We start from the raw sequence: 20,521 nt of genomic DNA, 5'->3' as shown, positions 1-20,521 counted from the left end.
TTTCTCGGATAGTCGTATTGCTGTGATGTCTACCTGAATCATTCCATCGATTGGTCTGGCGTACCAGGCAGAAGTACTATACGACTTATTACCACAAAAGGGAGCTTTTGATTCGCTGTACGACATTTATATTTTATAGCGCTGCTCCTCTATCAAATGAGTGCGAACATTAACGTGTTTCCATCCAGTTGTTACGGATGACATTTTGATACCAGTAAAAGCTTTCTTTCGGTGTACGTACTTGATTGCGGAAATCCACATGAATGAGTCCAAAACGCATCCGGTAGCCTTCTGCCCATTCAAAATTGTCCATGAGCGACCATGCCATATATCCTTTTAAATGGATACCGTCATTAATGACACGATGTACTTGAGCGATATGCTGCTGGAGGTAGCTAATACGCATGGAGTCATCGACGATGCCGTTTTGTGGGCTATCATTAATGCAGGCTCCATTTTCCGTAATGTAAATATCGATGTTGCCGTACTTTTGTAAGTAATGGATCACATCGTACAATCCGGTCGAGTCGATCGGCCAGCCGATATCGGTTTTGAACAGCCCCATATCGATCGGTTCACTATGCAAATAGCCTGCTTCTGGATGGTAACGGTTCACTGTCGGATGATAGTAGTTAATACCGATCAGATCAATCGGCTGCGCGATAATTTCCATATCACCGTCCTGTACCGGCGGTGTCGCTCCAGCTTCCTTAAACCAGTTATACAACGATTCCGGATAGCTTCCCTTGTAGACCGGATCAAGAAACCAGTCCGCATACACTTCAATGTTACGATTGCAAGCAGCGCGATCCTCCGCACTCTTGCTGTAAGGCACTGCCCACGCTACATTCGGCGCAATCCCAATCTGTCCATCTGCCGGACTCATATCGCGGAACAGCTTAACCGCATGACCGTGAGCAACGAGCAGATGATGACCAACATTAAGCGCGACCTGCAAATCCGTATTGCCTGGCGCATGCTTGCCCTCCAAATTGGACAGAAAAGCAATACACCACGGTTCATTGAAGGTGAGCCAGAATTTAATTTTACTAGCAAATTCGCGGAACATAATTTCGGCGTATTTGACAAATGCATCGATCGTGCGCCGATTTTCCCAGCCACCGACATCCTGTAACGCCTGCGGCAAATCCCAATGATACAACGTACAAAATGGCTCAATGCCTGCTGCTAGCAACGTATCGACAAAGCGATGGTAAAAGTCGATCCCTTCCTGGTTAATCTCGCCATCTCCATCTGGAATAATCCGCGGCCACGCAATGGAGAAACGGTAGGTATCGATACCGAGTTCTTTCATTAGAGCAATATCTTCTTCGTACCGATGATAGCTATCTGTAGCGATATTACCATTATGCCCGTCATATACGTTGCCTGGCGTATGGGCAAACGTATCCCAGATCGACAAGCCGCGTCCGCCTTCCTGATAAGCTCCTTCGATCTGATATGAAGCGGTAGCCGTGCCCCAACGAAAATCATTTGGAAATTGGAAAATAGTCATGTAGTATAACCTCCTGCGGAATATGTAGATTGTGAATTTTATGGCATAGTATCGTATACGCTTACATCATAGTTTATCTTGTGGTGGGGGGATAGGCTGTAACTTATGTTTCTGGGTGCGGAAAATTAAGGAGTTGGTTGTGGCTTTTATAAGTTTGAGTATTGTATTGGTGTATTTCTATAGTAATGCAAAAAATTATAGTGTTGAGCGATGCTGCGTCTGTGTAATTAGCCACTACTCCGGTAAGCAATAAGGGAACGTCCTCAGATAGATGGTAGGAATCTACGGATTAGAATCACAATGTAGATGCCTACTATCCAAAGCTGTAAAATATTTTGCTGTGCAAAAATCACTTTTTATTAAACCTCGTGTTAGGAAATCGCTAATACTATAAGTCGTCCTTTTCCCTTATTTCTTTCCTCTCGTTCAGTACTCAGTGTGACAATTGGCGCTCTCGATTTAAATCATGTTGTTAATCATCATCATGTGAGATACAGTATCCCTTTTTGAGCACGGGAATCTACAATGTATTCCTACGCCCTAGATTCTCGTGTGATAAGGGAGCCTGTTCCCTTGTTGCTTGCCAGCATAGTGGTTACTCTACAACCTAACTATCTGATCGCACAAAGCAAAAGAAAAAGGAGCGCATACTAGCACTCCTTTTCCTTTGTATAAAGTTATTACTATCGTTACCCTATCTCTAACGATTACGCATAGGTAATTCCCGGGAAATATTATTTCTTATTCGTTCCCCATAATTCAACAGTGTTTTTGATCAATTCAGTATAACTTGCTTCCATCTTCTTCATTTCGTCTGTACTCAGCTCGGATACCATTTGATCGTAAATGGTGTCGAATTGGTCTGGTTTAGCCAGGATTGCTTCTGGAACACGTTTGCGGACGATATCCTGCGATTTTTGATAGGCTACAGTGTAGCTTGGGTCATCCGGAGATGGCAGGTTGTAAGCTGCGCCCCATGCTTTTACAGGGAATTCGTCTTTAGCTGGGAACAGATCTTTCCATGTTGTTGCGCCGTATGCCTTGAGCGCATCTTTTTCTGGCTGGCTGTAACTTGCCAGGATTTGCTCAGGGAAGTTCGTTGTATAATAGTTGCCTGTTGAATCTTTCACGCTATCTCCGTAGTGAACCGAGAAGTTGTACATGCCAATACCGGATTCTTTGGTGAAGTTTGTATTGTCATTGATTTTGCGATCTTGAACATCTTGCGGGATGACACGTTTGCCATCTTTCACTTCATAATGTTTACCTTCGATCCCCCAGTTGTTCAGCACCTGCGCTTCATCCGAAGCCATCCAGTCCAGGAACTTGATGATGCGGATTGGGTCTTTGGCAGAGGTTGTAATACCGATACCGTAGCCGACGGGAGGACCGATATCCTGGAAGGAACGATCTTTGGTCGAATCATCCAGTTGTAATGGATAATGTCCGTATGTGCGCTCTGACATGCCCGATGTTTTCAGAGAATTTTCTGCCTGTTGATAGTCCCAATCCTGGTCGATCAGACCGAGTACGCGACCGCTGGCGATTTTGGATAGATACTGGTCATTTTTCTGTGTAAATGTTTCTGGATCAAGCAGACCTTCATTGTACATATGGTTCAACCAGCGGAAATATTCTTTTTCTTCCGGGCGTTTGTAGTGCAGCTGTGCTTCATACGTTTCCGGGTTAATGTAGAATTCGCCATCATCCGGTGCGCCTGTCGCGAGGAAAGCCGGGTTTGTTACCGTAATCATAATTTTCCAATCATCTGCATTCAGAGTCAGTGGAATCGTTGGTTGTCCATTGATCGTCGGGTGCTTTTCTTTGTACTCTTTCAGTACATTTTCGAAGTCCTTCACGGTCTTGATTTTTGGATAGCCCAATTCTTTCATAACCTGATGCTGTACTTCAAAACCGCCGCCCGCATCGAATTTCGCCTCGCCTACGCCTGCATTCGTTGGAATGACATAGATCGACGGATCGTCTTTGCTGTATTGCAGACGGGATAGATCGTTACCGTATACTTTTTTGATATTGGGACCGTATTTGTTAATCAGATCGGTCAGGTCGATTAATGCACCAGCTTCAACCAGCTTCGTAATCGAACCTTTTGGGAAAATGGTATCGGGATATTCGCCGGAAGCGGTCATCAAGGCAATTTTTTGTGTACCGCCGCCGCTCACATCGTACTCGGCATTAATGGTCACATTGGTCGCCTTCGTGATCGCTTGCCCTACGTCATCCTTCATATTATTCCAGGTCGGACTTGCATCCGAGCCAAAGAAGGAAATTGTAATTGGTGTGGATACATCCGATGTTTCCGATTGCGCAGGATCACTGCTGCCTCCGCAGGCAGTTACTGTTACAAGTGAAACTACTGACAACGGAATCATAATGCGTTTTAGCCATTTACCAGCCATTCAAAAGCCCCCTTTGATTTCAGTGGTTGCACTCCATCTCTATATGCTAAGGCGACATGAGCGCCGCCACATAGCTGTTCATTGCGATCCTCTTCATTGCCATGATACATGACACTACATCCATAACATGATAGCGCTAGCAAGACACGTCTATATACGGACGGTTATGCTTTTACAGCACCCAGCGTCATACCGCTTACAAAATACTTTTGCAGGAATGGATACACAATAAGGATTGGTACGGTAACGACAATCGTAATCGCCATCCGAATCGACTCTGGCGAGATGCTCGCCATTTGTTTAGCCATATCATTCGCATTGACCGCACCGCTTTGCTGTGTACTCTGTTGCAGTACCTTCATCAGCTCATATTGCAATGTCGTCCATTGTGGCGAACTTGCATTGTACAAATACGTGTCAAACCATGCGTTCCACTGCCCTACTGCCAGAAATAGCGCGATTGTCGCAAGCACTGGTTTACAGAGCGGCAAAATGACACGCCAGTAGATCGTAAAATCATTCGCTCCGTCCAGCTTTGCCGATTCTTGCAAAGCATATGGCAGCCCATCGATAAAGGAGCGGATAATGAACACATTGAATGCGCTCACAACACCTGGCAACACATACACCCAGAAGCTGTTGATCATACCTAGATCACGAATGAGCAGAAACGTGGGCACCAGACCAGCCGTCACATACATCGTCAGCGCCAGAAATACCGAGATAAAACGGCGTGCCTGAAAATCGACTCGACTAAGCGTGAATGCCAGCATCGATGCACTGAGCAAACCGAGCAGCGTACCTACGATTGTACGAAGCACGGAAATTTGTGCGCCTTGCAAAAGTCCCTGATATTGAAAGATAACGGAATAGTTTTCCAGTGTAAAGGCGCGCGGGATAATATGAATGCCGCCGCGTACCGTATCGGAGGATTCATTGAGTGAAATCGCCAGTACGTTCAAGAATGGATACAACGTAACGATCAGCACCAGCGACATAAGAATCGTATTGCACACATCGAATATTTTATCGCCTCGTGTAGCGTTAAAGGCTTTGTTAGCCGCCATACGTGATTTCCCCTTTCAAACGAATCGTTGGTGCAGCCTCCGTCCAGGCACATCGTAGCGTATCATGCTGTTTATACTGGTGATGTCACCTCATAACGGAGACTGCAACGCATAGATCTACAGACTATTACATAATACTTTCCTTCGTCGTTTTCTTGAAAATGCCATTCGCTGCGAATAGCAGGATAATACTAATCACCGAGTTGAAAATACTGATCGCTGTACCGTAAGAATAACGGTTCATTTCAAGCCCGTATTTCAGTGCATACAGGTCAAGCACTTGCGAATAATCGGTCACGAGGTTGTTGCCGAGCAAGAACTGCTTTTCAAAACCGATGCTGACGAGGTGACCGATCGACATGATCAGCAATACGATAATCGTCGTCCGCATCCCTGGCAATGTAATATGCCACATTTGCCGGAAGCGCCCTGCACCGTCGACTTTGGACGCTTCATACTGCTCCTGATCAATACCGGTAATGGCAGCTAGATAAATAATCGTATTCCAGCCCATCTCTTTCCATACATCGGAAGCGGTTACAATTCCCCAGAACCATTGCCCCTGTGCCATAAATTGAATCGGCTGGTCTATAATATGGAGGGATACGAGCAATTCGTTAATGATCCCGCCATCGGTCGAAAGGGACTTGGTCACAATCCCGGCCACAACGACCCAGGATACAAAGTGAGGCAGATACGACACGGTCTGTACCGTCCGTTTGAACATGATCCCACGTACTTCATTCAGCAAAATCGCGAATACAACGGGGAAAATAAATCCGAAAACCAGGCCGAGAAAGCTCATCGCCAGTGTATTACGCAGTGCCAGGTAAAACTGCTGATCCTGAAACAATGTAATAAACTGGTCCAATCCAACCCATTTCTGCTCAAAAAATGAGCGCGCTGGACGAAACTCCTGAAAAGCCATCAACCAGCCCCATAACGGTACATAGCTGAATATAAATGCCCAGATAACAAAGGGAACCGACATGAGATACAAAAACTTTTGCTGCTTAAATACTTTCCAGAAGCCGCCTGTCTTGAGCTGACGGGCGCTGGCGCTCTCTCCACCTTTACGGGAGGAAGCCTGCTTGGTTGTTGAATCCATCGTCTCATCCACCTTCCTATAATCGGCTTCATCCTGACCGGATGATGCTGTACGAACGTGCCACGCATCTGTGTGGATTACATAATCGATTATAAAAGAAAGCGCTTACTGTTAATACCTGACAAATTATATGAAAAATCATATAAAAATTAGACATCTCTGTCGGAGCGGCTCGAATCACTAAAAATAATGGTGATTCGTTGTCCAGTTTTTATGGTAGGAGCTGTATAAGTGCGATAAAAAAGAACCTTACAAGCAACACAAAAAGCCTGGTTTCTATAGCGAAACAGGAGTTGAGCACACACTATACATAATGCCCTAATTCATTAAAGCTTATTCGTAATCATCGTTCTATCCGTAAAATGAACAACTGACTCATTTCTAGTGTTAGCGATTTTCTAACACGAGGCGCAATGAAAAAGTGATTTTTGCGCAGCAAAATATCTTACAACTTCTAGTGTTAGCGATTTTCTAACACGAGGTGCAATGAAAAAGTGATTTTTGCGCAGCAAAATATCTTACAACTTCAGAGGGGCGGGGATCTACCATTCACTCCTAATCTGTAGATTCCCGCTCCTCCACTGAGTCCGTCTCCTTATTCCTTGCTGGAGTGATTGATGTCCCAACAACCAACTAACATCCAAACACCCAACCCATACCGCTTCAATGCTGCTGCTCATTCTCCATCTGCTCCCGATAAGCTGACGGCGAAACACCCGTGTATTTTTTAAATTTGCTATGAAAATAGTCCACATTCGCATAGCCTACCATCGAAGCGACCTTATGCACCTTCATGCCCTGAGCGAGCAATTCCTTTGCACGATCCAAACGCACGCCATCGAGAAAATGGTTGAACGATTCGCCTGTGTACGTTTTGAACATTTTGCCGAGATAGGCGCTGTTGTAGTTGAATACTTCAGCCAGCAGTTCCAGTTTTAGATTATCGCTGTAGTGACGGCGAATGAAGTCGGTCATCTGCTTCATCACCGACTCGTGGCTAACACCGTTGATCGATTGCAATAGTTGTTCCAGCCCGCGTAGCATCAGATCGATCATGCTGGCAGCGGTTGGCGCAGAATATAGTTCGGGGATAAGCGCCAGGCATGACTGTACGGCTGGGCCAGAGCCGGCTACGCTACCAGGTAAACGACTAAGTGCAAGCGATAGGACATGTGACGATAAGCTTTTGGTATCGCGTTCGGCGAGACGGGCAAGATGACAGACCGACATCAACTCGGTTAATACGCGTTCAGCGGCTTCCAGACTGCGGATATCGACCGCATAGTATAACCGATCTGCCCATTCGTTCGCCTGTGGTGCTAGGATAGACGGCTGTTCTGTATGCTCAGGCTCCTGTCCATATCCATACGGCTTACTTCGGCTCACTGCCATGCCCTTTGTCCCGAACCAGAAGCGTTGCTCCAACAGGTCGAGCGCATCGGCATAACTGTCGTGAAGCTGCTCCAATTCATCCACTTCCATCCCGGCAGCAGCATACCACATTTCCGAAGCTGTGGAATGATCCAGCAAGCGTTCACGCAATTCACTCAGCTCGCGTTCTCCATACGATCGCCCGGTCAGGATGCCAATATAGTTTCCTGCGCGAAAAGCGATATGTCGCTGCTCCATATTCCACCAGCTATGCAGCTGTTCCAAATACGTGCTCCACCCGTCCAGATGATCGCCTCTACTCGCATGATGCTCTAGCAGTAGCACCTGATAGGAAGGCCAGCCTAGCGATAATGCCTGCTGTGCACGCTCCTGTTCTTTGCCAGAGCTACTCATTAGCATTTGCTCTACTAATTCATGAGCAGGTACAGGCTGCTGTCGCTGTGCGCCCACATGCTGTTCTTGCTCCAGTGATTCATATACACGTAGCAGCTCCTGCTCCATCTCCACTTCATCTACCGGCTTGAGCAAATAGCCATCCACTCCGTAACCGAGCGCACGGCGTGCATATTCAAAGTCTGCATGTCCACTCAAAATTAACACATGAGTCCGGCTATGATTGCGACGAAGCTGCTCAATCACCTCTAATCCATTCATTCCCGGCATACGAATGTCCATGATCATCAGGTCTGGCTGAATACGTTCAAACTTTTGCAGCGCCTCACGGCCATTTGCCGCTGCATCCACGACTTCAAATCCGATCCGATTCCAGTCGATAATCGTCTTCAATCCTTCTCTTATCGCTGGTTCATCATCTACAATCATTACCTTAAACATGATACTCCCCCTTCATTGTCGGTCAATCCGTCTGTATCGCGGCGGTCATGCTCAAACAAACGGAATTTTAAACGAAATTTGTGTACCTGCATTCGGTGCGCTGGAAATGTGCAGTCCATAAGCGGGTCCATAGGAAAGTGTCAGCCGTTGATGCACATTTTTCAGACCGATGCGGTCACCTTCTCGATCCGTCTGTAACGATTCACGCACATATTGCAGACGTTCGGCGCTCATTCCAATCCCATTGTCGATCACATCGATCATGACTTCTTGCTCGATCCGCAGTGTACGAATAATAATGAGTCCTCCGCCCTCCTTCGTTTCCATACCGTGCACGATTGCATTTTCTACCAGTGGCTGGATGATCAGTGGCGGAATCGCGGTTTGGGCAGTCTGGGGATCGATCAATAGCTCATATCCTAGCCGATCACCAAAACGGAATTTTTGAATTTCCAGATAGGAGCGAATGAGTTCCATCTCGCCTTCAATCGTCGTATGTTTATTGCCAATCTCCAAATTGTTGCGGATCAATTTGCCAAGCAGACGAACGATGTAGGCAATTTCCTTTTCCCCATTCACATGAGCTTTCATCCGAATCGACTCCAGTGCATTAAAGAGAAAATGTGGATTCATCTGGCTTGCCAGCATTTTAAAATTAATATCACGCTGGCTAATTTCCAGCCTCGTATTACGTTCATTCGACTCATACACCTGATCCATTAGCTGCCGGATGCTAAGCACCATATCATTGAAGCGACGAGACAACTGCCCGATCTCGTCCATACCACCAATATTGGACGATACTTTCAGATCACCTGTACCTAGCTTATTCATCTGTCTGCTTAAGTTGGATAAACGACGTGTGATCAAAAGGGAAATCATTTGCAAAAAGCCAAGCCCGATGAGCAAAATGGCCACCAGTACGCTTGTACCGATCAGGATAATCCGATTCGAATCACGAACGATGCTGTTATTAGAGAACACCGAAATAATTTTCAAACCGTTCGCACTGCTTTCCGGTATCAACGTATCCACAACGATATTGGATAGCTGCCCATTAACCTCATGCTCATAAATGCCCGGCCCAGCCGATGGATCAATGTCAATATCAATATTCGGATCATCCAGCCGCTTGCCGATCAATTCCGTATTTTTGGCAGATACGATGTTGCCTTTGTCATCCAAAATCATCGTCTCAAATGGCTCGGCACTAATCAATGAATTCAGATACGATTGGCTTAATTCAATCACGAGCACACCACTGGTCGTATAATCGGTAAAATTCACTTTACGTACAAGGCTCAGCACTTTGGTTGAGCTAATCGTATCGTCGGTGCGATAAAACCAGTTAATGATACGACTATTCATCGCAGCTTTATACCAGTCACTGCTGCGAATATCTGATGTCACACGCATAAATTCCAGATTGTCCTGAATCGTATCGTTCGTCGTATAAAAGCGAATCGCTGACACTTCGGAATACAGACGCTGGTATTCGTCGAATTCCTGATAGTTGCGATAAGCTTCAACCAGATCATACACACGATCATAACGGGTATTCACGACATGACTGAGACGGGTATCAAACAACAGCTCATTGGAGATATTGGTCGGTACCCGTAACATGGTCGTCATCTGATTTTTAATGCGTTCCACATTGTTCGTCGTTTGCTCAATCGCATTGTTTAATGCATCTTGACGCAAATAATTAACGACGACCCCACCGATCACGAGCACCGGTAACATGACGACAAAGATGTACGCGATAATGAGCTTATTTTTAATTTTAATATCGTTAATACGATGGATGAACAACTGCCACATTGGCTTCCAGCTCTCTCTCATTAAGCATGAATACACCCCAGTTACTCTGCATAAAATATCGCTGCATAGCATGTTTATTCGAATTAACTTTTAAATGTAAAACGCTTACAAACGTGCTTCTGGAAATATACTGTATCATAACATGCTGACAAAGAAAAAGACTGCCTACAAGCGACAGTCTTCATTTTAACCCTAAATTTTAAAAAAGTATTAAATTTATGACGATAAAAGTTTATAAAACTGCAACCGGTAGCCGATATATTACTTTAGAATTAAAGCGGCTTAATATATTCGGTATCCGGCAGACGGAACGGATCTTGCTGATTGATATGATCATAGAACATTACACCATTCAAATGATCATATTCGTGCTGAAACACGATGGCGGAAAATCCTTTAAGCTTCAGCTTAAACGGGACGCCTTCCGGCGTAAATGCCTGCACGGTTACTTTCTCGTAACGCGGTACGTAGCCCTCTATCGGGCGATCTACAGACAGACATCCTTCACCATGCTCCAGATAGGTCATCGCAGCCGAGTGGCTCACCAGCTTGGGATTACAGAATACATATTCCATCTGTCGATCTTGATCATCCATGAAATAGACGACAAACACCCGCTTATCCCAACCAATCTGATTTGCCGACAGTCCAATACCAGGTCGTAAACCGTATGTTTCAGCTGCTTGCTCATTTTGCGATTGCTTCAAAAACTCCATCATGCGATTAACTTTGTTGCGGTCTTCTTCTGACAGCGGAAGAGTAACTGGCTCTGCCACCTGGCGTAATACCGGGTGCCCTTCACGTACGATTTCATCCATAGTTACAAAAGGAAGTGATGATTGACTCAATGTAGCTGATGCCACCTTTTACTTAAAATATTATTTATTTTTTAAAATCATCATACAAACAGGCAATATCGATAGTTAATTATAAAAAATGTTCAAATTTACGTCAATGATAGCGGTTTTTTGTCTCAATGTGTCGAATTTGCATTGACGTAATACTGGTAACAAATTACTATATTGTTAAGGAAGTTTTAAGAAATGTTTGAACGAATGAAATAAGACTGTTTTTGGATTTTGGTTTCTTTCATCCTGGCGCTCTACATAATTCATTTATGATAGCCAATCCATTTCCGGTTGCTTTCATTATACCAATAATTAACTAACAGTTTTATTTATTTTGATTGAGGGGGATTTTACAATTGGAAACATCTGGAGAGCTTTTGAAAAGTTATTTGCTGCTGGTAGATCGCATGCCACGAATTATGGAACTTCCGACGCTGATGCGTCAGCTCAAATCGAATACAACTGAAATTTTCATCCTGCATTTCTTGCTTAACAACGGTAGTCAATACGGTACAGATATCGTGAAAGCAACAGGACTGACAACAAGTGCAGTGACTCAGATTTGCGATAAGCTGGAGCAGGAAGAATTGATTGAGCGTACACGCTCCGATCAGGATCGTCGTTATGTGAGCATTTCGATCACACGCAAAGGTGGACGCGCACTGGATAAGATTTTTGGCATTATGGCAACAAAGCTAGTAGAGAACATTCGCGATTTGAGCGATGATGAAGCGGATGAACTTTTACTGCATCTGCGCAGTGTAGAGCAGCTTGTTTTACGACGCCGTCAATTGGCAATGAAATAACCATTATGGCTCTCGTATGGTATACCTTGAATACAGCAAAAAGCCTGACAGATGATGATGTGCTGTCAGGCTTTTTTGTATAGGTTATTTTTTGTATAGGTTATAGTCGTTGTAAGTTGTATACGTTATATATTGTAGGCATAACGTTTAATGACCCGCTACTTTAATCGTAACCGCTAGCCACTTCGTAAAATTACTTAATGTCTGCGAGATATTCGGATACCTGAGTAGGTGTTTTGGCGAATTTGCTGTGCAGATGGGCGATTTTTTCGCCGCCACGATACACGAGCAGACTCGGAATACCACGTACTTCATTTTGTTCTGCTAGATCCTGAAACTTCTCGGCATCCATTGCGAAAAAGCGTTTTTCTGGATTTTGCTCGATAATATCTCCCATAAAGCGATCCAGTGTTTTGCAGTCCGGGCACCAGTTCGTATCAAATTTGATCACTGTGTATTCCTGACCGTCGATCAAGTCACGATATTGTTCTTCTGTTTGAATGCGTTCCATGTGTAAAGTCGCTCCTCTCTATGCTGGTAAACCAGCTTGCGTCATGTTGGGATGATTTTAAACCAATTATCTTACGGCAATCTATCTTAATTTCAAGAAATATCTTTCTTTATTATCCGTCTTTGAAGCGAATTTGGCAAGGTGTTTTGGCTTAGCGTCTATGCCTGTTCTCTATTTTTCATTCAGCAAACGAATCGTATTACGCGCGAACAACCAGTCCATCATCTCAGGAAAACGACGATAAAAAGAATCCTCTTCATGATCCTCGCCCTCACGACGTACAAAATATAGCTGATCGGGTTGCTGCTGATTGCGGGATAAAATCACTGCCGCCTCATTCGTTAACGACTGCATCAACCGTTGACGATTCTGCTTCTGTACCCCTTCTAGTGAACCGATATCCATATACACCCGTAATCCCGGTAACAGTTCGCGTTCCGCCATAAACTCCACAAAACCTTCATACCATAGTGAAGCTGACATCGCCCCAATGCGTCCAAACACTTCGGGATAGACATAGGCAGCAAATAAAGATACCAGTCCACCGAGCGACTTACCAATAATGCCTGTACATTCCGGTCTTGGATCGGTATAAAAGTTGCGATCGACCCACGGCTTAATCTCATGCGTTAACGTGTATAAATACTGGCTCGCTCGCCCACCAAAATGATCATAATGGCGACCGGGTTGCAGCTTCTGCGCAGACCACGGCGTATATTCATGGATGCGATCCTGCGGCGTAATGCCAATCATAATCAGCTCAGGCAATGTGCCTGCCGCAAATCGCAGCTCCAGATGATAGATATTACCATTTAAGATCGGATCAAACAGATCCCCGCTATCCTGAACGTATACGACAGGTAATGGATAACTGGCATGCTCATAGGAAGGCGGCAAATAAATGAGCAATTCCCGTCCGGCATGTCTCTCGATCAATAAGGTTCCCTTCATGACGACTCTCCTTCTTCCGGCAGCATCAATTGAATTTGTAGTCTGTAGGATGGATTAGAGTGAGTTGGATGGCATGTTTAAAATGGGTTGTTCTTGGTAGTATAGCAAATCCTATGGCTGATGTCGTGTAGGCGCTTGCTTGTAGTGTTAATTTAGTTTGAGTGAAGGTCACTATGGATGTTCTGTGTGGGTAGGTATATTACTTCCAGTGAGGAATAAAGGACGGAATCCCGTATCGCATAGGAATCTACGGATTAATAATGAATTGTAGCTTGCCGTGTTAGGAAATCGCTAACACGGAAATAGTAAGATATTTTGCTCTGCAAAAATCATTTCTCATTGCACCTCGTGTTAGGAAATCGCTAACACTAGAAACTGTAAGATATTTTGCTCTGCAAAAATCACTTCTCATTGCACCCCGTGTTAGGAGATCGCTAACACTAGAGCGGTAAAATATTTTGCTTCGCAAAAATTACTTTTTCATTGCACCCCGTGTTAGGAGATCGCTAACACTAGAGGTCGTCCTTTCCCCCTTATTTCCTTGCCTCCGCTTTATGCTGATCGCATTCTATCTGTAGAGTTCTGCTTTAAAATGTATCTCAGACTAATTATCAATTTGTACTATTCTTTTTGCTACCTTCTCACAATACTTAAACCTTAATGTTCCACTCATCTACTCTAATTTTGCCATAGTACATACACTTTAAAAGACAAATAAGCCTCACAAAACAAGCCGATGCATCGATGAATAAATCATCAATGTATCAGCTCAATACAACCGATCGCCTTTTTATTTGCCCAACTGTGTTGACTTTTTATTGCTTCCTTTTAAACCAGCTATTTTCTTTATTTGTTCGTTTTTAATTCTTCGTTCTAATGTTCACTTTTGGCAGTGTATTCCGCGATTAGCACCAATCTGCGTATGACTATGACCGAGCATAATCAATCAAATACTCAACACCAGCGCTGCCAGCAAGCCCATTGAAGCGATTAAGCCGACGATCGGGCCGCCTTCTTCGTAAGCTTCGGGTGCCATCGTGGAGCAGAGCATGGCGATGATACCGCCGCCGGCGAAGGCGCCAATGCCTGCTTTTAGTTCCTTCGGTAGCATTTCGAGGAACAGGTAGCCGAGCATAGAAGCCAGTGCAGAGATGGTTAAGACGGCGAGCCACATCCAAAATATTTTTTTACGGGAGAAGCCGCTTTGCTGCATACCTACAGTGCTGGACAGTCCTTCCGGGATATTACTAACGAAAATAGATACGACCAGCACTGCGCTCACGCCTTGCCCTGTGAGCAAGCTAGCGCCGATCATGATCGATTCAGGGATCGCGTCCATAACAGTACCGGCGAAGATACCGAGTCCGCTCTGGCTTTTGCCGTCTTTGCCTTGCTCGTTTGAATGAGAGCTATCGGTTTGCTTTCCTTGATCATGTGTATGTGCCTGTACAGCGCCTGTAGTGCCACGATGTGCATTAGAGGCTAGTTGTGAGCTGTTCGTTTGGCTCGTTGCCTGCTGTGATGTAGAAGCTGAATCCGCCTGTTCATCGATCTGCTTCCCTGTTCCCTGATCGCTTGTGGGCGATATGGCTTGTTTCATCATGTACGAGCGTTTGCGATTCGCACCGCCCTTGCTGGACACGTACAGATCAAAGATTGTATATACGACTGCCCCGACGAGAAACCCGATCGCTGTCGCTGCCAGCCCACCGTCTTCGATTGCATCCTCTAACAATTCAAACGAGGCGGCACCAATTAACGTACCTGTACCAAATGCCATAATCCAGCCAATGATTTTTTTCGGAATTTTAAAAAAGGCTGCCACTACAGCGCCCAGCAATACCGCTGAGCCTGCAATCGCTCCCCACATCAATGCACCCCACATGTTCGTCGCCTCCCGTCTACAATTCACTCTGTCCACTTATTAACCAGATTGACGAGGTGTGTCATGCTTTTTATGTCAATTTCTTCGTATTGATCATGAATGAACGTTTGATTATGTTTATTTCCTCTTTTTCTTTATCCTTGCTTATTCTCGTAACACGTACTCATTCCGCTAGGTGCATGAACCGGTTGGACAGTTCCACGCTTACACTATGTATAAAATAAAAAGCTATTCTCCGTTTAGAGGAGAACAGCTTTTGCGGGTATTTTGATCGACTGGTGATCGATCCTACATGGCAACCGATGTGACTTATACATCAATCGATGTTATGCCACTTATCGATGTTACATATTCATATATCCATCTTTTAGCGCCTATTTATACAATATATCCATGTATCCATTTTGTAGTGCTTAACGATGCTGTGTATACGTATTAGCTGGACGCAGCGAACGAATCAGCGCCACTTCCTGATCGGTCAGTGGCGGCAGATTACCTGCTTCTACATTGTGACGCAATTGCTCAGATGAGCTTGCACCTGGAATGACGGCTCCTGTCGCTGGATGTGCCAGTGCATAACGAATCGCCAGCTGAGTCAGACTGCGGCCTTCGCCACAGAGCTGTTCCAAATGATGACGCAGCGCCACGATCTCGTCGCCCTCAATACCGAGATAGCCTTTTTGTGCCTTGTCTTCGCGTCCATGTGCCAGGGCACCGCTTGCTACCGGACCACGGACGATCGCACTGATGCCATGCTCTGCCAGCAACGGCAGCACTTCTTCCTCCGGGCGGCGATCCAGTATGCTGTATTGACTCATCAGACTGACGATATGTGAGCGTTTCACATATTCACGAATGACATTGGGACGAATCGAAGAAATGCCGTACTGACGAATGACACCTTCGCGCTTCAGTTGCTCAAATGCTTCGATCGTTTCATCAATCGGATCATCCAGTGTACCGCCATGTAGCTGATACAGATCGATATAATCGGTTTGCAAACGACGCAAGCTGTCCTTTATAGCTTCCATAATATACGCTTTGGAGGCATCCCATACCCAGCCGTCTTTGCCTGGAACACGACGATTACCGACCTTCGTGGCGAGTACAACATCGCTACGACGGCCTTTGATCGCTTTGCCAACAATTTCCTCATTGCGACCTTCATCATATAGATCAGCGGTATCCAGCAAAGTCACGCCCAGATCCAGTGCTTCATGTAGCAGTGCAGTCGCCTTCTGTTCATCTGTACCGAGCGACATACAGCCAAGGCCGATTTCGCCTACAACGAGATCGGATGCGCCTAATTTATTTTGTCTCATGATGTGTACCCCTTTCCTGTTTGAATGGCTATACTTAATTTTTAAATAAAACAAGACTAAGATAGTTAAATTAAGTTATTAGACATAATAATATGGTTTACCCATTAAACTTTTCTAGATACCAGTAATTGATTATATACTCTGTTTTTTCTAGGTACTATATTACATTTTTGTATTATAATTTTAAAAGTATAATATAATAAATTTTATATCCATTAAACTTTGAAACCTATATATTTTAAATAAGGGAGCAATTTAAATTGGAAATTGTAGTCTATGCATTAGATGCTGGGGGAAAAAACAATTTTGCATGGGTGCGTGTGCATAAATGTCCAAACGATATTAATAATTATGTCCCTATAATTACTCCAAAAAATCAAAATATCGATAATATAATTGATTGTTCATCAATAAACGGGACAGATTATGTGTCTGGAAATGATCTTAAACTTTTATCGAATTTAATTTATAATGATTTAAAAATAGGTAACCATGTAGCAATAGGTGTAGAAGCTCCAATGTGGTTTCCAATTTCTCCTCTTAAAAATGATTATAGATTTAAAGAAGAACGTCAATCATCTTGGTCTGGACAAATAGGCTCAACTGTTAGTGTACAAGGGATTAAAATCATATTAAACTTGTTTGATTTGCTGAGAAAAACAAAAAATATTACATTCTCTACTACTACAGAATATACTCACTGGACTAAGAAAAGTGAAGAAAAAATAATTTTTTTATTCGAAGGCTTTATTAGTGGGGTTAATTATAAAATACCTTGTACTAATAACTCTGCAATCAGAAAATTACCCTTACGACCTATTAATCCAAAAACCTCAAAAAAATATTCAACCGTTTATGAAGAAGAGCACCGTTGGGATGCCTTTTTAGTTGCTTGTGCATTTTACGGATATTATCTTAATGCTAACTTAGGAAAAGATAGAACAGGAAGAACTTATAAAGCAACCAAATTTTCTTCATTACATTTAAATGTTTTTTCTCATTGGCATTCAATTATGAGAAGGTTTAATATCTTCATTACTCCTATATCTGATTGCGCATGCCCAATATTAGCTATTGAATAAAACTAAAAAATCTATTAAGGCATTTTGCTTAAGGTAGAAAATGAAAAAATATGATGCTACCACAAGATTAATTATAAAAACCGAATTTTTATGCTCAAAAAGAAAGACAGTCAACCAATACAGCGAAGAAACAACGCAACAATAAATATTTCAGATCATTTGACGTATTATAATGAGGAACGTTTCTAAGGTAACCTCAGCAACCGCTCCTCCAAAAGAACTTCAGAAAAAGATCGTTCTTAAAATATACTTTAGTGTCTAATAGATAAGCTTACGGATAGTATTAAAGAAAATACATTTTTTGTTATTTTCTATTTAATTTTTTGAAATAATTAACTTTACCCGTCCCACGTCTCCAGATACCAGCCGCACCTTAATTCCATGCGGATGTGTTGGTGAATTGGTCAAAATATCCTTCACGACTCCACGCGTCAATTTGCCTGAGCGCTGATCCTGCTTGAGTACAATATCCACTTCCAGACCTGGACGGATGTTTGCTCGTGTTTGTCCATTCATATTCCATATCCCTCTCATTCATCTCTGCTAGTCATACACTCTATACTTACTAGCTATAGATGTTATTTTATCGCATAGCATCGGATATTCACAAAAAAAGAGCACCGGCGTTCCGGCAGCAACTGCCACACTCTACACACCGGTGCTACCTTTAACAGATGATCCGTATGCTTATCATAGTTCGATCACTTGTATTTCTTCCAATCCTGCTTGCTATTTTCCAGCAAATAGCCAAAATCATTGTCACGGCGCTTTTGCTCAGCACGGCGTTCTTCCTCTACCTCGCGGCGTTGTTGCTCCTGACGCTCGTGTTCTTGCTCACGTAGCTCTGTCGCCTGTGCTTTCAGCTTATCAAGCACATCAGCACTCAGCATATCCTTAAGCGTTGCTGGCTTGTCCTGCGATGCTGCTGCCGGACGTGCAGCTGTTTTATTCTTTTTCGCCATCGTATTCACCCCGCTGATTCATATAATACGTGATGTCAGCCTACGGTATGGGCTAATATCGTAATACTGCTTCCCTCCATTATATCATAAGAAGCGAATGAGCCTCTAGCAGCCAACTGTCCTTCAAGCTACAGCACAATAGATCACAATACAATAGATTACAATCAAAGCAGCCGATCGAAGCAATAATTATTTTTGTGCTTCCATATCAATCGTATCGTCTTCTACATACGGTTGCACTTCAATCGCACGAATATGTTGCTGCTCCATCCGGGTCACCGTAAAAGCAAATCCATCTTCGACGACCGAATCACCTTCACGCACATTGAATTTACGCGACCAGATCCAGCCACCAATTGTATACGCTTCACCTGCTTCAATATCGGTACCGAGACGACGATTCACCTCATGAATGAGCGCCTGTGGCTGAAGCTGGTAATGCTTTTCGCCTAGCTTGGTAATCGCTGGTGTTGGCGGTGGTTCGCTATCCGATTTGGACGGAATATCGCCCACGATCTCCTCCAGTACATCCTCCAGCGTGACGATGCCTGCGGTTCCCCCATATTCATCAAGCAGCACCGCCATATGAATATTGTCCTTTTGCATCCGTCCCAGCAGTTCACGCGCAGGTACGGTTTCGATCAATTGCAATACAGGACGGATAAATGGCGCAATCGATTCTTCTGGTGAATGTTGAACCTGCACAACATCACGCAGCACTTCTTTTACATTTAGCAACCCGATAATTTTATCTTTATCACCTTCCAATGCGACCGGCAACAGGCTAAACGGCTCTTCTTTCACAATCTCATAGAAGCGCGCCAAATTCGCATCCTGTGCAATATAGATCATTTCGGTACGCGGCACCATAATTTCACTACCGACCAGCTCATCAAAATCAAACACATTGTTCAAATACCGATACTCCGTCGGTGTAATGCTACCGCTCTTGTACCCTTCAGACAATGCAAACCGAAGCTCGGCTTCGCTCTGAGCCGCTTCATGCTCCGAGATCGGCTTTACTCCGAACAGACCGGTAATAAGGCGTGAAGAACGACTCAGCACCCAGTTAAACGGATACGTGATCCGGTAAAATACGATCATCGGCCGTGCAAAGAACAATGCCATCGGTTCAGCTACCTGAATCGCAAATGACTTCGGCACCAGCTCCCCGATTACAACTTCAAAATACGTCAGCAACAAGAATGCCAGTATAAACGACAGAATCGACGTGATCGCTTCCGGCACATGCAACAGCACAAATAACGGATGCAGCAGCTCCTCAATCGTCGACTCCCCCAGCCAACCAAGTGCCAGCGACGTTAATGTGGTGCCCAGCTGACAGGCGGACAGAAATTCATCTAACTTGCTAATGATTGACTGCACGGCACGGGCATTTTTATTGCCCTCCTCTGCCAGCTGATTAATGCGCGATACCCGTACACGAATAATCGAATATTCGGACGCCACAAAAAAGGCAGTCAATAAAATGAGTAAAATGACGAGAATAACGTTCATCGTCTCCATGGATCGTATCTCCCCTTTCTCTCTGCTTGCTATATGTATCCTTTTACTCAATCATTCTAGTATATACCCGGATTTGCACTTTTTCTTACCTTTTTGCGTGTTGTAACATTCATTGCAATGAAGTCATGGAGTTAGATGAGGCAAAAAGAAGTGTGTTGGCGTTCTGTACTTATGTCTGTTAACGTCGTTTCTATCGATGATTACCATTCATGCCTCCGATCATCATGACTATTGTATATCCATAAAAAGAGCGCACTATTTATATACATCTACTATATCTACGACATCTACTCCTAATCATTCTGCATAATATGCCTGCAAACACACAGCCGCAAACTAGAACAGGTTCATATCAACAGCAAAAAGCCTGCTCTATGACTAGAACAGGCTTTTTCATCGAATTGCTTTTCTCTGTTACTTCCCTCTTAAATCGCAATTCGCTCCATCATTTAAAATCATCTTTTCA

16 protein-coding genes are annotated in these 20,521 nt (G+C 44.0%); 2 read left to right on the top strand and 14 right to left on the bottom strand.

The genetic code is table 11. The features are described 5' to 3' along the window. Positions 1-169: 169 nt before the first annotated feature. The 7 genes from AAHF22_RS20795 to def all read right to left on the bottom strand — a co-directional run bounded on the left by AAHF22_RS20795 (position 170) and on the right by def (position 11,009). Positions 170-1,516: a GH1 family beta-glucosidase gene (locus AAHF22_RS20795; RefSeq protein ID WP_347326936.1), complete on the bottom strand. Its 1,347-nt coding sequence runs from the start codon at positions 1,514-1,516 to the stop codon at positions 170-172. A 734-nt stretch (positions 1,517-2,250) separates the two neighbouring features. Next, positions 2,251-3,936, bottom strand: coding sequence for an ABC transporter substrate-binding protein (locus AAHF22_RS20790; protein ID WP_347326935.1), 1,686 nt, complete (start codon positions 3,934-3,936; stop codon positions 2,251-2,253). A gap of 164 nt (positions 3,937-4,100) precedes the next feature. After that, positions 4,101-5,003 carry a carbohydrate ABC transporter permease gene (locus AAHF22_RS20785; protein WP_188777384.1) on the bottom strand — a complete coding sequence of 301 codons (903 nt, stop codon included), beginning with the start codon at positions 5,001-5,003 and terminating at the stop codon, positions 4,101-4,103. A gap of 127 nt (positions 5,004-5,130) precedes the next feature. Further along, positions 5,131-6,111 carry an ABC transporter permease gene (locus AAHF22_RS20780; protein ID WP_347326934.1) on the bottom strand — a complete coding sequence of 327 codons (981 nt, stop codon included), beginning with the start codon at positions 6,109-6,111 and terminating at the stop codon, positions 5,131-5,133. Between the two features lie 663 nt (positions 6,112-6,774). Then, positions 6,775-8,337 carry a response regulator gene (locus AAHF22_RS20775; protein WP_347326933.1) on the bottom strand — a complete coding sequence of 521 codons (1,563 nt, stop codon included), beginning with the start codon at positions 8,335-8,337 and terminating at the stop codon, positions 6,775-6,777. A gap of 51 nt (positions 8,338-8,388) precedes the next feature. After that, positions 8,389-10,182: a sensor histidine kinase gene (locus AAHF22_RS20770; RefSeq protein WP_347326932.1), complete on the bottom strand. Its 1,794-nt coding sequence runs from the start codon at positions 10,180-10,182 to the stop codon at positions 8,389-8,391. A gap of 251 nt (positions 10,183-10,433) precedes the next feature. Beyond that, on the bottom strand, positions 10,434-11,009 hold the full coding sequence (gene def, locus AAHF22_RS20765; RefSeq protein ID WP_347326931.1) for a peptide deformylase: 576 nt from the start codon (positions 11,007-11,009) through the stop codon (positions 10,434-10,436). 356 nt (positions 11,010-11,365) lie between these two features. On the opposite strand from def, the gene AAHF22_RS20760 reads away from it, so the two are divergent. After that, positions 11,366-11,815, top strand: a complete 450-nt coding sequence (locus tag AAHF22_RS20760; protein WP_347326930.1) for a MarR family winged helix-turn-helix transcriptional regulator — start codon at positions 11,366-11,368, stop codon at positions 11,813-11,815. A gap of 193 nt (positions 11,816-12,008) precedes the next feature. Here the strand turns inward: AAHF22_RS20760 and AAHF22_RS20755 are convergent, their stop codons facing one another. From AAHF22_RS20755 to AAHF22_RS20740, 4 genes are all read right to left on the bottom strand, one after another. Further along, positions 12,009-12,326: a thioredoxin family protein gene (locus AAHF22_RS20755; RefSeq protein ID WP_347326929.1), complete on the bottom strand. Its 318-nt coding sequence runs from the start codon at positions 12,324-12,326 to the stop codon at positions 12,009-12,011. 171 nt (positions 12,327-12,497) lie between these two features. Continuing rightward, a complete protein-coding gene (locus AAHF22_RS20750; protein WP_347326928.1) occupies positions 12,498-13,277 on the bottom strand; it encodes an alpha/beta hydrolase in 780 nt (259 codons plus the stop codon). A gap of 946 nt (positions 13,278-14,223) precedes the next feature. Continuing rightward, a complete protein-coding gene (locus tag AAHF22_RS20745; RefSeq protein WP_347326927.1) occupies positions 14,224-15,162 on the bottom strand; it encodes a ZIP family metal transporter in 939 nt (312 codons plus the stop codon). Between the two features lie 413 nt (positions 15,163-15,575). Next, positions 15,576-16,484, bottom strand: coding sequence for an aldo/keto reductase (locus AAHF22_RS20740; RefSeq protein WP_347326926.1), 909 nt, complete (start codon positions 16,482-16,484; stop codon positions 15,576-15,578). A gap of 260 nt (positions 16,485-16,744) precedes the next feature. On the opposite strand from AAHF22_RS20740, the gene AAHF22_RS20735 reads away from it, so the two are divergent. Beyond that, the gene (locus tag AAHF22_RS20735) at positions 16,745-17,566 is read left to right on the top strand and encodes a hypothetical protein (protein WP_347326925.1); all 822 of its coding nucleotides are present in this window, start codon (positions 16,745-16,747) and stop codon (positions 17,564-17,566) included. Positions 17,567-17,881: 315 nt separating this feature from the next. Here AAHF22_RS20735 and AAHF22_RS20730 read toward each other — a convergent pair whose 3' ends face one another. The 3 genes from AAHF22_RS20730 to AAHF22_RS20720 all read right to left on the bottom strand — a co-directional run bounded on the left by AAHF22_RS20730 (position 17,882) and on the right by AAHF22_RS20720 (position 20,055). Beyond that, complete coding sequence (locus AAHF22_RS20730; RefSeq protein ID WP_347326924.1) at positions 17,882-18,082, bottom strand: YwbE family protein; 201 nt, start codon at positions 18,080-18,082, stop codon at positions 17,882-17,884. Between the two features lie 185 nt (positions 18,083-18,267). Then, positions 18,268-18,528 carry a YqkE family protein gene (locus AAHF22_RS20725; protein ID WP_347326923.1) on the bottom strand — a complete coding sequence of 87 codons (261 nt, stop codon included), beginning with the start codon at positions 18,526-18,528 and terminating at the stop codon, positions 18,268-18,270. Between the two features lie 189 nt (positions 18,529-18,717). After that, positions 18,718-20,055, bottom strand: a complete 1,338-nt coding sequence (locus tag AAHF22_RS20720; RefSeq protein ID WP_347326922.1) for a hemolysin family protein — start codon at positions 20,053-20,055, stop codon at positions 18,718-18,720. Positions 20,056-20,521: the final 466 nt, after the last annotated feature.

Source organism: Paenibacillus wenxiniae, from assembly GCF_039822605.1.
Lineage (GTDB): Bacteria > Bacillota > Bacilli > Paenibacillales > Paenibacillaceae > Saccharibacillus > Saccharibacillus wenxiniae.
The sequence above is the reverse complement of the archived record's forward strand: the minus strand, read 5'-3'. Positions and strand labels throughout refer to the sequence as shown.